Source organism: Bacillus sp. XF8, assembly GCF_017498755.1.
GTDB classification, from domain to species: domain Bacteria; phylum Bacillota; class Bacilli; order Bacillales; family Bacillaceae_G; genus Bacillus_A; species Bacillus_A bingmayongensis.
In genome coordinates, this window is sequence record NZ_JAGDQK010000032.1 from 83,356 (window position 1) to 99,587 (window position 16,232).

15 protein-coding genes and 1 pseudogene are annotated in these 16,232 nt (G+C 32.8%); 10 read left to right on the plus strand and 6 right to left on the minus strand.

Going from position 1 to position 16,232, the window contains the following annotated elements; all coding sequences use genetic code 11:
* Window positions 1-287 precede the first annotated feature (287 nt).
* The 5 genes from J4P91_RS18995 to J4P91_RS19015 all read left to right on the plus strand — a co-directional run bounded on the left by J4P91_RS18995 (window position 288) and on the right by J4P91_RS19015 (window position 4,387).
* A complete protein-coding gene (locus J4P91_RS18995) occupies window positions 288-893 on the plus strand; it encodes a PRK06770 family protein (RefSeq protein WP_207995387.1) in 606 nt (201 codons plus the stop codon).
* 164 nt (window positions 894-1,057) lie between these two features.
* Window positions 1,058-1,480 carry a MarR family winged helix-turn-helix transcriptional regulator gene (locus tag J4P91_RS19000; protein WP_207995388.1) on the plus strand — a complete coding sequence of 141 codons (423 nt, stop codon included), beginning with the start codon at window positions 1,058-1,060 and terminating at the stop codon, window positions 1,478-1,480.
* A 380-nt stretch (window positions 1,481-1,860) separates the two neighbouring features.
* Window positions 1,861-2,967 (plus strand): C45 family autoproteolytic acyltransferase/hydrolase, encoded by a 1,107-nt coding sequence (locus J4P91_RS19005; RefSeq protein WP_207995389.1) that lies wholly within the window; start codon window positions 1,861-1,863, stop codon window positions 2,965-2,967.
* Window positions 2,968-3,463: 496 nt separating this feature from the next.
* Window positions 3,464-3,889, plus strand: coding sequence for a thiol-disulfide oxidoreductase DCC family protein (locus J4P91_RS19010; RefSeq protein ID WP_017149550.1), 426 nt, complete (start codon window positions 3,464-3,466; stop codon window positions 3,887-3,889).
* An 18-nt stretch (window positions 3,890-3,907) separates the two neighbouring features.
* Window positions 3,908-4,387 (plus strand): hypothetical protein, encoded by a 480-nt coding sequence (locus tag J4P91_RS19015; protein WP_207995390.1) that lies wholly within the window; start codon window positions 3,908-3,910, stop codon window positions 4,385-4,387.
* A 169-nt stretch (window positions 4,388-4,556) separates the two neighbouring features.
* Here J4P91_RS19015 and J4P91_RS28995 read toward each other — a convergent pair.
* Window positions 4,557-4,775 (minus strand): annotated as a pseudogene (locus J4P91_RS28995) (type 2 periplasmic-binding domain-containing protein); the annotation flags it as partial.
* A gap of 174 nt (window positions 4,776-4,949) precedes the next feature.
* Here J4P91_RS28995 and gnd point away from each other — a divergent pair.
* Entirely contained in the window at window positions 4,950-5,852 is a 903-nt protein-coding gene (gene gnd, locus J4P91_RS19020; RefSeq protein ID WP_207995391.1) for a phosphogluconate dehydrogenase (NAD(+)-dependent, decarboxylating), read from the plus strand.
* A 236-nt stretch (window positions 5,853-6,088) separates the two neighbouring features.
* Here gnd and J4P91_RS19025 read toward each other — a convergent pair whose 3' ends face one another.
* Entirely contained in the window at window positions 6,089-6,703 is a 615-nt protein-coding gene (locus tag J4P91_RS19025; protein ID WP_207995392.1) for a cyclase family protein, read from the minus strand.
* Window positions 6,690-8,210, minus strand: coding sequence for a glucose-6-phosphate dehydrogenase (gene zwf, locus J4P91_RS19030; protein WP_207995393.1), 1,521 nt, complete (start codon window positions 8,208-8,210; stop codon window positions 6,690-6,692). Before zwf ends, J4P91_RS19025 begins: the two co-directional genes overlap by 14 nt.
* 347 nt (window positions 8,211-8,557) lie before the next feature.
* On the opposite strand from zwf, the gene J4P91_RS19035 reads away from it, so the two are divergent.
* The 4 genes from J4P91_RS19035 (at window position 8,558) to J4P91_RS19050 (ending at window position 13,896) form a co-directional block, all read left to right on the plus strand.
* Window positions 8,558-9,442: a GNAT family N-acetyltransferase gene (locus J4P91_RS19035; RefSeq protein ID WP_207995394.1), complete on the plus strand. Its 885-nt coding sequence runs from the start codon at window positions 8,558-8,560 to the stop codon at window positions 9,440-9,442.
* A 33-nt stretch (window positions 9,443-9,475) separates the two neighbouring features.
* Entirely contained in the window at window positions 9,476-10,078 is a 603-nt protein-coding gene (locus J4P91_RS19040) for a DUF1349 domain-containing protein (protein WP_207995395.1), read from the plus strand.
* Window positions 10,079-10,352: 274 nt separating this feature from the next.
* Window positions 10,353-12,107, plus strand: a complete 1,755-nt coding sequence (locus J4P91_RS19045) for an ABC transporter ATP-binding protein (RefSeq protein ID WP_207995396.1) — start codon at window positions 10,353-10,355, stop codon at window positions 12,105-12,107.
* A complete protein-coding gene (locus J4P91_RS19050) occupies window positions 12,100-13,896 on the plus strand; it encodes an ABC transporter ATP-binding protein (protein WP_207995397.1) in 1,797 nt (598 codons plus the stop codon). The genes J4P91_RS19045 and J4P91_RS19050 overlap by 8 nt, the downstream gene beginning before the upstream one ends.
* Window positions 13,897-14,023: 127 nt before the next feature.
* Here the strand turns inward: J4P91_RS19050 and J4P91_RS19055 are convergent, their stop codons facing one another.
* The 3 genes from J4P91_RS19055 to J4P91_RS19065 form a co-directional block, all read right to left on the minus strand.
* Window positions 14,024-14,176, minus strand: coding sequence for a hypothetical protein (locus J4P91_RS19055; protein WP_167321101.1), 153 nt, complete (start codon window positions 14,174-14,176; stop codon window positions 14,024-14,026).
* A 207-nt stretch (window positions 14,177-14,383) separates the two neighbouring features.
* A complete protein-coding gene (locus J4P91_RS19060) occupies window positions 14,384-15,031 on the minus strand; it encodes a cupin domain-containing protein (protein WP_207995398.1) in 648 nt (215 codons plus the stop codon).
* A gap of 545 nt (window positions 15,032-15,576) precedes the next feature.
* Window positions 15,577-16,044 (minus strand): YndM family protein, encoded by a 468-nt coding sequence (locus tag J4P91_RS19065; protein ID WP_207995399.1) that lies wholly within the window; start codon window positions 16,042-16,044, stop codon window positions 15,577-15,579.
* Window positions 16,045-16,232: the final 188 nt, after the last annotated feature.

The following is a 16,232-nucleotide window of genomic DNA, read 5'->3' on the forward strand; positions in this document are numbered from 1 at the left end:
TAGTTTTGAATAAAGCTAATCACATTTTGCCGAAAAGAGATGGAGTGTGGAAAAATTCTTATTTGAATGTTAGAAAATCATAATCTTTTGACAGAATAATCTTGCAATATAAAGCTGAATAGAAATAAAATAAAAGGAAACATAGGAAAGGGACTAATAAAATAATACTTTTGGGGGAGAATTTTTATGAAAAAAGCATCTTCAATGAATCACTTATAACGAGTTGTTAAAAAACGAAATAAGTAGAAAGAAAATGAGTGATGGAATGTTGGGGGGAAATGTGTTCAATGAAAATATTATTAAAAATATTAGGGATAATTGTTGGTATGGCAGTAATCGGTGTGGCACTTACTTATGGAATCTTATATTATCTTAATTCTAGTAAACCCACCGCTAAAAAAACACCAACTGCAGCTCCGGCAGTAGAAGTGTTAGCTGATAGCAAAGTAAAAGCAGAGAATGCGAAGTTGTTAGAGAATGGAAATTATTCATTACCAAATAGTGAATTTAATAAGAATTTCAAGTGGACTGATGAAAAGGTGCAGATTGCATTACATGAAATGGCACATCAAAAAGTGAAAGCAGATCAAAAATGGGGTTATATTTTTATAACACAAGAACGAATTGAAAGTTTAATAGAGATTGTTAAGAATGGTGATTTAAATCAAAAAGGTGCATATATAGATATTCTAGAAAGATGGAAACAAGGGGAATACAAGAAAGTTGATGCAGATCATAATACGATTTGGAAATTACAAAGCGGTAATCTTGGGGAAGGTAAGGGTGTAATGTCACAAGATGAGCAGAAAGAGTTGGTTAACAAACTCTTCATGCAAAAAGAGACATTTTCAGGAAGCACGTTAATAGCAAGTGGTGAACAAGCTGAAAAATAACTTATAGAATATACATAATCATGTTAAAAAGTTTAGATTGTTATTGACCTTGTCTTGGTGGATAGATGAGAAAAAATTCCATTGAGACAAGGTTATTTTATTTGACATATGAAATATATGGGAATAAGATTCATATATGAAATAAAAAAGAAAGGCTTTTTCGAATGGATATGAAAAAAAGAGAGTTATATGGAAATATTCGAGATGTCTATCATTGGTTGCAAAGAAATTTGGATAAAGCGATAGAAGAGCACGATATAAGTTATGTCCAATTTGGTGTGATACAAGTACTTGAGAAATCCGGAAAGGTATCGATGTCTAAGTTGATTGAAAACATGGGGTGTGTTCCAAGCAATATGACCACCATGATTCAGCGGATGAAGAGGGACGGATATGTTGCAACGGAAAAAAATCCAAATGATCAACGTGAAACACTTGTGTTTTTAACTGAAAAAGGAGAAATAGCTAGGGAAAAAGTCGATGTAAAATATGCAGGTTTTTTACAAGAAAATTGTAGCTGTTTTACTGATGAAGAAGAACAGAAACTGCAAGAGCTATTATTAAAATGGAAGCATCATTTAATTTAATTGTGATATATAAGAAAAAGTGTAACATTCTGTTACATTTTTCTTTATATAAATAATTCATATATGAAATAAAATTACGTATATAGAGTAGGGGGAGAAGAATGATTTCAAGTAATTATTTCATATATGAAATAAGAAGAGAGGAATGCAAGATGCAACCAAAATCAATGTTACCTATTTATCTTCATGCTTTTTTCAAGAATTGGTTACAGTAATTGACTTTGTTCTGCACATTTTTTAATGTAGTCACCTAGAAGATCAATGTTATCTATGGGGGAAAGTGAATGAACGTAAGTCATACATATAGCAAAAAACATCAAGAATAAAAAATATTCATTTGATATGCTTTAGATAGGCGGAATTACAAGGGGGCTATCAAATTGTATACAGTAAAGGGACATTTTGCATCGCTAAGTGGAAATCATTATGAAATCGGGAGAAAGCAGGGTGAATTTGTTCGAAATAATTTACATCTTTTATCTCAATTTATTCAGCAAGAAAAATTTATAGCGGATGAGCATTGGAAAGAATCTAGAAATATTTTGGAACAGTATTGTCCAGGGATAAACGAAGAAATTGAAGGTTTTTGTGATGTGTTAAAAATATTTCCTAGACAAATCATGTATTATTATCAAACGTTATTAAAAGCAGGGTGTAGTCACTGTGCATTATTACCTCATAAGACAGATTTAAAACATACGTATGTTTTAAGAAACTATGATCTATCACCACAAATTGATGATATGCGCTTTTGTTCGACTCATGTAACAGGTTCATATTATCATAGCGGGTTTTCTACTCAATTTTTCGGGAGAACTGAAGGTATGAATGAACATGGAGTATCTATTACCTTTTCTGCATGTGGTCAACCTGTTGGGGATATTGAAGGAATGAAGAATCCAAGGGTAAATGGTTTGCAGTGTTTTGCTGTAATTCGTGTTTTATTAGAAAAATGTAAAAGTGTGCAGGAAGCAATTTTGTTGATAGAAGAAATGCCAATTGCGGCTAATATAAACGTAATTATATCTGATTGTTTTGAGGCAGCACAGATTGAAATATTTGATGGTCATAAATATGTAACAAGAATAGAAGAAGATACCCAAGATTTTATCGTATCAACCAATCACGCAGCTAGTTCTACAATTAAAAAGATAAATAACAGAAAATTAGAACATTCTTCCAATCGATTTCATGTTTTGCATGATTGCTTGGTTCAAAATGAATACATAAGTATGGAAGCGTTAAAAAATTTAGTAGAGCGTGAATATCCTGCTGGCTTAACAGTTCATAACTATCAAGAATGGTTTGGAACCTTACACTCATTACTATTTGATTTACACGAACGAACAATTGATGTTTGTTTCGGGTCGCCACTCTTAAATAAATGGTACTCATTGAAAGTGGGGGAAGAGCTTCCGTTTTCTGAAGTCGATGTGAATTTTGTAAATCAACTATACGCTGATTTTTGGAGAGTAGAAGATAATTGAGCAATAAAAAAGTATAATGAATCAATATGTTTTGAAATCAAATAAATTTAAATAATTATTAAACGAAATGATTCTGCAGCTTAAACTTTAACTATTAGGATAAAGATTACTGTGAAGTAATTGAAGAGAAAGCAAAGAAGTTAGGTGGGAGATCAACAAGCTCGATTGGTGAAGGCTAATATTGGTGTACGCGTTTAATTTTGTAGGGATGTTCACTTGGCTATCGTCAATGATTTTACTCTTAGTTGGTGCTTATTTCACAAAATATATTCCTAAATTTAAGAAAGTCCATTAATAAAAGTAGAAAAAGTTATGCATAAAAAGGCCGCTCTAAAAATTGTCATGTAACGATTTTTTAGAGCGGCCTCTTTTTACTTAATTGATTAAATGACGTTTTTGTAAGTTTCATTCCTAAATTGTAAGGGAAATCGATGTAAAAAAATGAAAATGAACTTTAAAATTCAGGTAGAAGATGTAGGAAGTTGAGGTGAAATGAGTGAATCAAATAAACTTTTCAACCAATTCCATTATTCTTTTTGATGGAGTTTGTAATTTATGTAACTCTTGGGTGCAGTTTGTTATTCAAAGAGATCCGGAAGCAGTATTTAAGTTTGCTTCGTTACAATCAGAAATAGCAAAAAGTTTAATCATGAAATATGAAAGGGAATATAAAGGAGGCGACTCTATCATTTTATTTGAAGAAGGAAACCTCTATACAAAATCCACAGCAGTTTTAAAAATTCTTCGGAAATTGAGAGGACCAATCAAAATATTAACCATCTTGATTTTTATTCCTAAATTTGCGCGAGATAAAATATACGATATGGTTGCTCGAAATAGGTATCGTTGGTTTGGGAAACAAACTTCTTGTATGATTCCAACAAAGGATGTACGAGATAGATTTTTGGAAGAGGGTATCTAAAAGAAAGAAGGGATTTTAATGGAAAAAAGGATTATAAGAATAAAGCTGAAAAAGAGTGTGATTACATCTTTTAGGTGTTTTTTAGCGATTATGTTTATCATATATGGCGTAGCAAAAATTTATCCAGGTCAATTCTCAACTGGAGATTTTATTTTTGATTCAACAAAAGATTCACCGATGAAATTAGCATGGTATTTTTTCGGTTACTCTGATTTTTATAATCTGTTTATTGCTTTTGGTGAGTTGACAGCTGCAATATTATTACTTATCCCGCGTACAGCAACAGTAGGGAATATTATATATTTACCGATAACTGTCAATATTACAGTTTTAGATTACTGTTTTGATATTCCAGCACTTCCTATTAGTATTCTGTTAACGACATTAAGTGTTTTTTTACTTTTACTGGAGTATTCAAAATTGAAAAGAGTGTTTTTTGAAAATGGAGTTATAGATAAGCAGAGAGATACAGAAGAAAGGTGGATGAATGTAAAGTGACTATCTTTAATATCATTCTTTTACTTATTATTTTTGCTATTTCTTGCTGTTATTATTTTTTTGTGGATAAGAAAAGTGAATAATAAAAAAATAGGGAGAGTTATAAATATACTCTCTTTATTTTTTTATTTAAATTTTTATTATTGAAAAGAATCTACAATGTTTTTAACTACTCAATAAACACTCTTGTAGCAGCGTAGATATATTTATCCTTTCTATAAATAACCCCAATTTCTATTGTTGAGGTAGGATTTTTAATTGAAATCACTTGAATAGAGTTACTCTGTAGAAATTTCATATATGGTTTAGGTGTAAAGTTAAAGTCCTCGCAATGCAAAGTAATAAGCTGTGTTAAAAAGAAATTTTGGGGTAGGAGGATAACAAGATACTACTGCAATGTTAAAATATAAATATTAAGTACCTCCTATGCATCCACCAGAGCGGATTCGTGCAAAATATATCCGTAGTGAAAAATTTTTGGATAAATATAGATTGTTCAAATGAAGAAAGATAAACAAAGGATTAGCGAATCTCACTTAAGTATTTTTAGGAGGAATTAATAATGAAAATAGGGTTAATCGGTTTAGGGAAAATGGGATTAAATTTAGGTCAAAATTTAATGGACAAGAATCATGAAGTAGTAGCGTATGATGTAAATACAGAAGCTGTAAAAGAAATAAAAGGATATGGGGCTATTGGTACAGCTAGTCTAGCTGAACTTATTCAATCTCTCGAAAAACCAAGAGTTCTATGGATTATGGTGCCGCATGCTGTTGTTGATAGTGTTATTAATGAAATTACACCGCTTTTAAGTCAAGGAGATATTGTGATTGAAGCGGGTAATTCTTATTATAAGGAATCCATTCGTCGTTATGATGAGCTTAAAAAAGCTGGTGTACATTTTATGGATGCAGGAACATCTGGTGGAACAGAAGGTGCTCGTAATGGTGCTTGTTATATGATTGGAGGAGATCCAGAAGCGTGGAGCATTGTAGAGACTGTAATTCGAGATACGGCTGTAGAAAATGGATATTTATATGCAGGAAAAGCAGGAAGTGGTCATTTTTTAAAAATGGTTCATAATGGAATTGAATACGGTATGATGGCTGCTATTGGTGAAGGTTTTGAAGTGTTAGAGAAAAGCGAGTTTGATTATGACTATGAAAAAGTAGCAAGAGTCTGGAATAATGGTTCAGTTATTCGTTCGTGGCTCATGGATTTAACGGAACGTGCATTTTCAAAGGATGCAAAGTTAGATGACATTAAAGGAATTATGCATTCTTCAGGAGAAGGAAAATGGACAGTTGAAACGGCTCTTGATTTACAAACAGCGACACCTGTTATTGCGCTGTCTTTATTAATGCGGTATCGTTCATTAGAAAATGATACATTTACAGGTAAAGTAGTAGCAGCACTACGTAATGAATTCGGTGGACATGCAGTAGAGAAAAGCGACAAAAAATGAGTCATTTTCATAATGTAATCGGAAAGTTTTATTACATAAAAACAATCCTGTTCTCAAAAGAACAGGGTTGTTTTTTATTTATCCCGTATTAACGGACTGTAAGCACCCCAACCTCAAGATTCAGAGAGAAGCAAGGAAGATAAGCAGGGGATAACTAACTGCCCGTAAAAGCTCGATTGGTGAGGACTTTCCATCAGTGTAGGATGAAAAAAACCTCTACTGATGGAAGTTTCACTTTACATATCTTTAAAAAGAAGAACGCGTGCTGGAGAGGCGTCAGTTCCAACTAATTTTAATGGTGCTGCTACCATAAAATACTGATCTGCCGGCACATCTTTTAAACGTAACCCTTCAATGACAATAATATTTGCACCGAATAATGCCTTATGGGTTGGGTGTCCTGGTTGGCTACGTTCCACGCCGAGGGCATCAATACCAACCCCTCTAATCTTGCGCTCTGCTAGATAATTGGCACCGTCTTCGTTTAAAAAAATAAATTCATAATTAAACTCGTCTTCAAAAGAATTACGAGTTTTAAATAAGATAAAGTCATTCTCTTGAATATCGAGTTGTTGTAAATCAGTTTTTGTAATTCCGTTTTCAACTGCTGTTAAATCAAAAACTTTAATAGGTCCCACTAGTTTTTCTAATGGAATACTTTCAAAAGTTGCTCCTTCGTTAATCATATGTAATGGTGCGTCAATATGCGTACCTGTATGGACGTCTAATGTGATACGTGACTCGGTGACATGTGCATTTGTTGTTCTTGAAAACTGTGGTTGTTTTTCAGGCTTATTTTTGTAAACGGTCATCCCTTCAAATATAGGTGCTGTAATATCATATATTTTCATTGTAACTTTCTCCTTTCAAATGAGTGGTTATCGTTGGCCACCAATGGAAACCATCTTTTTCTAATAAAGCATCAGATTCTTTAGGGCCCATTGAACCGGACTCGTAGTTAGGAAAATATTCAGCTGGTTTATTACTCCAAACATTTGAGATTGTATCAACGAATTTCCAAGAAAGGGATACTTCGTCCCAATGAGTAAAGTTAGTTGAATCACCACGCATACAATCGTATAGAAGAACCTCATATGCTTCTGGTGTATTCATTTTATCCATACAGTTATTACAATAGCTTAATTGTATAGGTGTCGAAGTAGTACCGCTATCAGTTTTTTGTGCATTTAAATGAAGTGTAATTCCTTCTTCTGGCTGAATATGAATGACCAACAAATTAGGATGAACCTTTTTTTCGTTATTAAAATATAGATTCATTGGTAAGTTTTTAAATTGTATGACAATCTCGGTTGATTTTTCTTGCATACGTTTCCCAGTTCGAATATAGAAAGGAACTCCTGACCACCTGAAATTTTCAATCATTAGCTTACCAGAAACAAACGTTTCTGTATTTGATTCTGAATCTACTGCGCTCTCTTCACGGTAGCTAATTACTTTTTGCTCGTCAATCATACCTGATCCGTATTGTCCTCGTACAAAATCATGCTCTACTGTTTCTTCTGAAAGTGGTCGTAAAGCACGGAGTACTTTCACTTTTTCACTTCGAATTTCATTTGCAGTTAGCTTGATTGGTGGTTCCATTGCAAGGAGTGCCACCATTTGTAACATATGATTTTGAACCATATCACGAAGTGCACCGGAATCTTCATAATAGCGACCGCGCTCTTCTACTCCTAAAGTTTCGCTTGAAGTAATTTGGATGTTAGCTATATATTGATTATTCCAAAGAGGTTCGAAAATTGCATTCGCAAATCGAATGACTTTAATGTTTTGAACCATTTCTTTACCTAAATAGTGGTCAATACGATAAATTTGATCTTCTGTGAAGGCATGACGAATTTGATCATTTAATGCTTGTGCTGATTCATAATCATGTCCAAACGGTTTTTCAATTACTAAACGAATCCAGCCTTTCGTTGAAGTTAATCCTTCCGATTTTAAATTCGTAGCAATTGTGCCGAAAAAATCAGGGGCCATTGCTAAATAAAACATACGATTCCCTTCAGTAAAATACTTTCCATCTAGAGTGGTTAGCAAACTTCTTAGCTCCTGATAAGAAGATAAATTTGTTACATCAAAAGGGTGATAATAGAAATGGGAAGCGAATGTATCTTGAGTCATGTTTTCTTCTTGTAAATTGTGAATAGATTGTTTAACATTTTCACGAAATTCTTCATTAGATAATGGTCTTCTTGCCACGCCAACAACAGCAAAGTTTTCAGAGATTTTCCCTTGTCGAAAGAGCCTGAAAAGAGATGGGAATAATTTGCGCTTTGCTAAATCACCTGTCGCACCAAAAATAACGATAATACATTTAGGAGTAGTATAATTTTTCATGGTTAAATAGCCCTCACTTTAAACGAAATTAGTTCCCACTTAGTATGTTGATTATTGAACAATACATGTAAGAGCAATATAAAATAATTTTCTCTGCCATATATAATTTAGCTGTTAAGTATAAAATCTATAAAAGTGTTGTAGTGCTAAGAAAATAATTCCTTTTAGTTTTACTGGTAGTTGTATAAATCATAAAAAGAAGGGAAGTAGTATTCTTAGTTATCTTGAAAACTTTAGCTTATTTTGGTATATTTTGTGAGGGTATGTTGGTTTGAAAGAAGGTTTACTTGATTTAAGCACAATAGAAAACGATTACATTAATAGGAATGAACTTATGGAGGAACAATATGGGGAATTTTATTCTTTCTGAAAACTTTTTTGTGAAAGAACCGAAAAAGGAATTGTTGTTTCAATTATTTGAAGAGGTGTTTCGTATTCCTGCTCAAACGTTACAAAATTTTGAGTCCAATGGATTTTGGGACACTACATACAAACCTTTTTCATATTTACAAGAAGGTCAAGTAATAGCAAATGTGTCAATGTTTTCGCTACCAATGTTTGTAAATGGAGAGCAGATTCATGCAGCTGGCATTCAATCTGTCATGACACATCCAGAATATCGTAGAAAAGGATTGATGAAACAGCTGTTTTGTAAAGTATTACAAGAAATAGATACACAATATGAATGTACGGTTTTATTCACAGAGAAACCGGAATTATACGAACCATTTGGTTTTCGAGTTGTACAAGAACATCTGATGACATTATCCTATGATAATGAACAACCTCGTTTATCTTCACTTCGAAAATTAAACTTTTATGATGAAAAAGATATGGAACTTATAAAGGAAATAATGGAGAATTCCCAACAGCTTTCAATGGAATTTTCAACATTAAACTATCAATCTTCTTTTTATTTTAATATGTACGATGCGAAATGGAATGAAAAATTATATTATTCAGAGAAGTTGGATGCGCTTATTGTATTTGAAGTGAGAGATCAAGTCTTAAAATTATTTGGAGTGTTTGCACCAATTCTTCCAATTTTAGATGAAATATGCGCTGAAATCTCTGAATCATTTACAGAAATTGAGTTCTACTTTTATCCTGATGAGTTAGGGCTTGAAGATTTGAGGTATAAAGAATTTCAGTCTAATAATTATTTAATGGTTCGAAGTAGTAATAAGATTATTTTTAATGGGTATAAGTTTCCGATTTTGACTGAGTTTTAATGTGTAGCCTAAAAAGTTTTTATGGAGGGACTTATGAAAACATCTTACATACCAAATCATATAGAACAACTTACATTAATGAACGAACCAAAATATTACGAAATAAGAGATGATTCAGTTATTGTTCATTCAAAAGAAGAAACGGATTTTTGGTTAAAAACGCATTATGATTTTGAAGTAATGAATGGTCATGTATTTTATGAAGAGGTGTCTACAAACTTTCAAGCTGAAGTTTCATTACACATGAATCCGAAATCAATATATGACCAAGCGGGACTTTTTGTTATGTTGTCTGAGGACTGCTGGTTAAAAACATCACTTGAATATATCCCTGAGGGACCATCACATTTAGGAGCCGTTGTAACGAACGGTGGATACTCTGATTGGTCGACGCAAAATTATCCTAATATACAGGTGGATCAAAATCTTTCATTTCGTATTGTTCGAAAGAATGGGGATTATACAATTTATGTAAAGGTCGCACAACTAAACCATGAGTGGGAACAAATCCGAATAGCACATCTTATTGAAGATCAAGGTAATAGTCCTATAAAAATAGGATTCTATACTTGTAGCCCGTCAAAAAATGACGGGTTTGAAACACAATTTTTTGATTTTACAATTGAACATATGTAATTGAAATTAACCGCATTCTAGTATGAAAGAATGCGGTTTTATTTTTGCCTAGAAGTTTTAATTTTTTAGAATTCAGCAAATGGAAGCATAAAGTTTGGTGATTGAAATACATCTTTTATAACAGCAAGACACATTTGTTGACGAATACATGATTAATATTTATCATTTAATAATGTTAAATATTAATCTGTATAATATAATCCTCATGAATGAATAAAAGGAAGGTGGTATTTGAATTATAATATGACAATTTCATAAGAAAAGGAGACAATGTATGAAATCATTCCGCAAATTGTTACAGTATTTAAAACCATACATGTTCTTCGCCATTATTGGACCACTGTTTATGGTACTTGAGGTTGCGATGGACTTAATTCAGCCGACGATTATGCAACATATTATTGATGTTGGAATTGCTAATCAAGATTTTCATTATGTAATTAAAATGGGAATTCTTATGATAGGAGCAGCAGCACTTGGATTAATTGGTGGGCTTGGATGTATGATGTATTCTACGAAAGCTGCTGTTAACTTCGCGACGGATATAAGAAAAGATGTCTTTACAAAAATCGAGACGTTTTCTAGTGAAAATCGGGACTCATTTGGAACTGGAAAATTATTAACAATCGTGACAAATGATGTTACATCTATTCAAGCCGCTATGACGATGACATTGCGTGTTCTTGTTCGTGGCCCATTATTATTTATAGGCAGTATTATCATTGTTTTTGTAACAGCAAAAGATTTATTTTCTATTTTACTTGTTGTTGTACCTATTCTTTTAGTTGCAATTATTTTCATCGCTGGGAATGCAAGTGGGTCCTTTAGAAGGGTACAAGAAGCTCTAGATAAAGTGAATACAAAACTACAAGAAAATTTATCTGGTGTCCGCGTTGTAAAGGCTTATGTAAGACAGAATCATGAAGTTTCTCAGTTTGAAAAAGTAAATAAAAACTTAACAGGTATTAATATTCGTGCGGTACAAATTATTTCATTAATGATGCCTATTATCATGCTTGTTGTAAATGGTGGTATTGTAGCTACGCTATGGATAGGTGGCGAAAAAGTGTTTAACGGTACACTACAAGTTGGAGCGATATTAGCATTTATTAACTATTTAAACATTATATTAATGTCACTTATGTCAATCAGTATGGTATTTATTCAAATTGCTCGTGCTTTTCCATCTGCTGACCGTGTACAACAAGTGCTAGAGACTAATGTTGATATTGAAAATGAAAAAAATGCGTATCAACCGGAGGAAGTAAAGGGAAATATTGAATTTAAGCATGTAAGCTATAGTTACAGCAAAAATGATGAATATGTTTTAAAAGATATTTCATTTACCGTAAGAAAAGGTGAAAAAGTAGGGATTATCGGTCCTACGGGAAGTGGGAAATCTACTTTAGTTAAATTACTTCCACGTTTATATGATGTTGATCAAGGAGCAATTTTTGTTGATGGTATCAATGTCAAAGAGTACGATTTACAGGTACTTCGTTCTTCAATTGGATTTGTTCCGCAAAAGGCATTGCTGTTTTCAGGAAGTATTGAAGAAAATATGCGATATGGTAAAGAAGAAGCTACGCAAAGCGAAATAGAATCTGCATCAGAAGCAGCATGTGCGACGGAGTTTATTCATAAGCTTGAAAATACATATCAGTATAACTTAACACAAGGCGCAACGAACCTTTCTGGTGGTCAAAAACAGCGTCTTTCTATCGCAAGGGCACTTGTCCGAAAGCCATCTATCCTTGTGTTAGATGATTCTACATCGGCTGTTGATGCAAAGTCAGAAGGGATCATACAAGAAGCATTGAAAGAAGAACACACAGAAACAACAACATTTTTAATTGCCTCAAAAATATCATCTGTTATAGATGCTGATCAAATTCTCGTTTTAGATCATGGTGAGTTAGTTGGAAGTGGGACACACGAATATCTAATAGAAACATGTGAAGTGTATCAAGATATATATCTTTCCCAAGGTGGTAGTTTACATCAAGAAGGAGGGAAAGAACATGCGTAATTTTCAAGGGCAGTTCGGAAATAAAGGTGGGCGTAGCAATTCCAAATCAGGAAAACCGAAAAATACAAAAGGAACTGTAATGAGAATTTGGAACTATATGGGTTATCAAAAAGCAGCTCTTATGTTCGTTATTGTTCTTGTATTTGTTACAACGTTACTTGGTTTACTAGGCCCATATTATATGGGAGTTATTATTGATGAATATATTGTGCCAAGAGATTTAAATGGGACAGCGAGAATGTGTATACTGCTCATTGGGATCTATGGCGTTACAGTATTATTAACGTGGCTACAAACATTCTTAATGGTCAATGTTGCATTAAAAACGATACAAAAAATACGGCAAGATATTTTTGGAAAAATCCAAACGCTTTCACTTCGTTTCTTTGATGTACGTTCACAAGGAGACTTAATGAGTCGTGTTACAAATGATATCGATAGTTTAAACCAAGCGTTAACACAAAGCGTCGTTCAAATCATTTCGTCTGCTTTAACATTTATTGGTGTGACGATCGCAATGTTTTCACTAGATTGGATTTTAGCAATTGTGACACTCATTACAGTACCAATTATGTTTTTCGTAACAAAAAAATTGGTAGCATATAGTGGTAAAAACTTTGCGAAGCGCCAAAAAGATTTAGGAGAATTGAATGGTTTTATTGAAGAAGCTATTACAGGTGCAGATGTTATTACGTTATACGGAAAAGAAAAAGAAACAGTAAACAAATTTCATACGATCAATGAACAGCTTAGAATTTCTGCTACAAAAGCTGATACATTTTCAGCGTTTATATTCCCAAGTATGAACTTTATTAATAACTTAGGTATGGGGCTTGTTATCTTAGCAGGTGCAATTATGGTTTTAAATGGTATGACAACAGTTGGTGTCATCGCAGCATTTATTAACTATTCTCGTCAATTCTCAAGACCGCTCAGTCAGTTTGCAACGCTTATGAATACAATTCAAGCTGCAGTTGCTGGGGGAGAGCGGGTTTTTGAAATTATGGATGAAGTACCAGAAATTCAAAATAAAAAAGATGCAATTGTTGTTAATAATCTAAAAGGAAATGTTGCTTTCGAACATGTATCATTTGGATATACGAAAGAAAAAGAAATTTTAAAAGATGTAAACTTACATGCGCATCCAGGAGAAACAATTGCACTAGTTGGACCAACGGGATCAGGAAAAACAACAGTTATTAATTTATTAACGCGCTTTTATGATATCCATGAAGGCCAAATTAAGATTGATGGAAAAGATATAAAAGATTACGATATTAGTTCCTTACGGAGTAAAATTGGAGTCGTCTTGCAAGATACATATCTTTTTGCTGGGACAGTTATGGATAATATTCGTTATGGACGATTAGATGCAAGTGATGAAGAAGTTATTGCTGCAGCAAAAGCAGCCTCTGCACATTCCTTTATTAAACATTTACCAATGCAATATGAAACAGAGATTGCTTCAGAAGGATCGAATTTAAGTCAAGGACAAAAGCAATTGCTTGCAATTGCAAGAGCAATCTTAGCAGATGCAGATATTTTAATTCTTGATGAAGCTACATCTAATATCGATACAAGAACAGAACTGCAAATTCAATCTGGATTAAATAATCTGATGAAGGGACGCACAAGCTTTGTCATTGCCCATCGATTAAAAACGATTGAAAAAGCAGATCAAATTCTTGTTATTCAAGATGGAGAAATTATCGAGAGAGGTAATCATGAATCTTTAATTGAAAATCAAGGGTTCTACCATGGATTGTATACGAGTCAGTTTAAGATTTAACTATAAATGTTCTTTCATAATTAATAACCATTCACCTATTTTATAAAAAAGAGTATCCATATCGGATGCTCTTTTTTTGATGCGTATATATTCCACAATAAATTTAACCTTAAACAAAGTGAACTTCCTATTTGTTTTTACCGCAATTACATCCTTTTTTCTTTACATATCCTTGGCGATATAAATTTTGTGATGATTGATAATTGGAAGATTGTGAAGATGGAGTGCGGATATCTTTATTGTTGGAAGAATAGCTGTTTGAGTTAGAATCTTTATTCATGATATCATCACCTCCAGTGTAATATATATATATTATATGTGTAAACTCTAGTAAAAGTTACGATAACAATGAGATAAAGGCTAGAAGATACTCAAAAGGAAGAAATGTCTACTCACAACAAGAAACTGACAAATGAGATTTTTCAACCTGAGTTAAGTAGGAGGTGTTTCTGAAAGTACAAATAGGTTTTAACAATAACTTTTTCTATCAATATCCCCAATAAGGATGAAATGGAAACTGTTGTTGGTAATAAGAAGGTGGCTGCTCGGGATATGTTTGGTTTTGAGATGGTATATTACACATTGTATCCCGGTTTTGATTTTTGGTGCAGTTTGCCTGGGGACCAATTACGGTAGTAGATTGAATAGGGGATATCGCTTGCTTCCATTGTTGTTCATCGAGACAATAGGTATGAGCCATGACATTTGATGGTGTCAGTCTTAAAATATCCGAACCAAATATAACCTCTGGTGTAGATGCGTTAAAAATTGCTAATAAATGCGTATTGTCTACAGAGGCAATTTCATAATGCCACCAACCTTGAGGCACGTTGGCAACTTGTCCTGGTTTGATAGGGAGATTAAGAAGTTGATTCGTAAACGGGTTAATTAATGAAACGACAGCAGATCCAGAAATACAGTAAACAAGTTCAGCAGCATTTTGATGTACATGAGGCTCTATGACATTACCAGTACTTAAAAAAATATCTAATAATGATGTATTGTCTAATGTATTTAACTGTTTAATTCCAAGTACATTTATATAATTTTGCTCATCCTTTTTAAAAAAATTACTTGTACTTAGATCATGAGTGAAACGGACAGAGGGAGATGTGTAATCTATATAAGAAGTCATTTGTTTTTCCTTCCTTTCTGTTTTGAAATGGGTTAAGTATACGCATTAGGATATGTGTCTAGTTATCTTAGTGTGCAGTACTGATTGCGAGTTTTGGTTTAAAGTATGAATTTTTGTAGGTATTAAAGTGTTGAATAATATTAGTAAATATTGAAATATAAAGAGTGCTGAGGAAATGGCTATTATGTACATAAAACGATATATAAAATATCAATAATGTATTATTAATAGGCAGGCAATAACCAAACCAAAAAGACTATAGGTTTTCCATAAAATGAAACTCCCATCAATGGGGTCTTACTGCCAGTTAGTACGGAATAAAGCTATGGATTATTTACAATTTAGTTCAGAATTTAAAAGAGAGGTTATTTATAACCTCTCTTAATTTCCATGTAGCTAAATATTGAATTATTAGTTCGTATAAGTTTAAAGCATAAAAAATTGAATTTATTCAGCGTTATTGGAAAGTAAAAGCCTCAATGGTTGATTTATGGGTGTGATAAGATATAGAAATTCTAGCAACTAGCCATTTAAATTACAATACATCACTTTGAATTGTCTGTTTTATTTATCTTTTTTGTATGCTTAAAATCCGGGTGTTCTTCCGAAAATTCTGTCGCATATCTGTTATGATTAATTGTTTGAAACCTTGTTTTCTTGACGGAATGATTTAAAACGATTTTCTTCATATAGATATGGAAGAGTATTTCTAAAACTCCTATAATTGCTGCTGAAAAAAATGCAGTTGCAGCAATATTACGATTTGTGTCTATAAGCAAATAGCTTAAAAGCCAAATCCCTAAAAAACTCATGCCAAAGTCAGCGATTGTTGCAATGGTATTTCCATAGCGAGGCAAGATAAATAAATCTCCAACTATATACGCTGCGCCTGTAATGAACAATGAAATTAATAATATTGTTGGAATGCTTACACCCACAAAAATACCCAAAATAAAAAGTAATACGCCACTAATTGCAGTGTACTTAATTAGTAGTGCGACAAGATGGTTCATTCATGTTCCTCCGTTTTTATACATGTTTTAATTCCTTATTAGATTGTCTGAATGTTTTTAAAGGATACAGGTAATTTTATCCAATAATATAGTGGTTAACTTTTTAAAATTTATCATGAAGTTTAATCATAATGGAATGGGCTCTTACTTTGAAATCTTTGGAAGTTTCACTTTAACCAATGATAAAG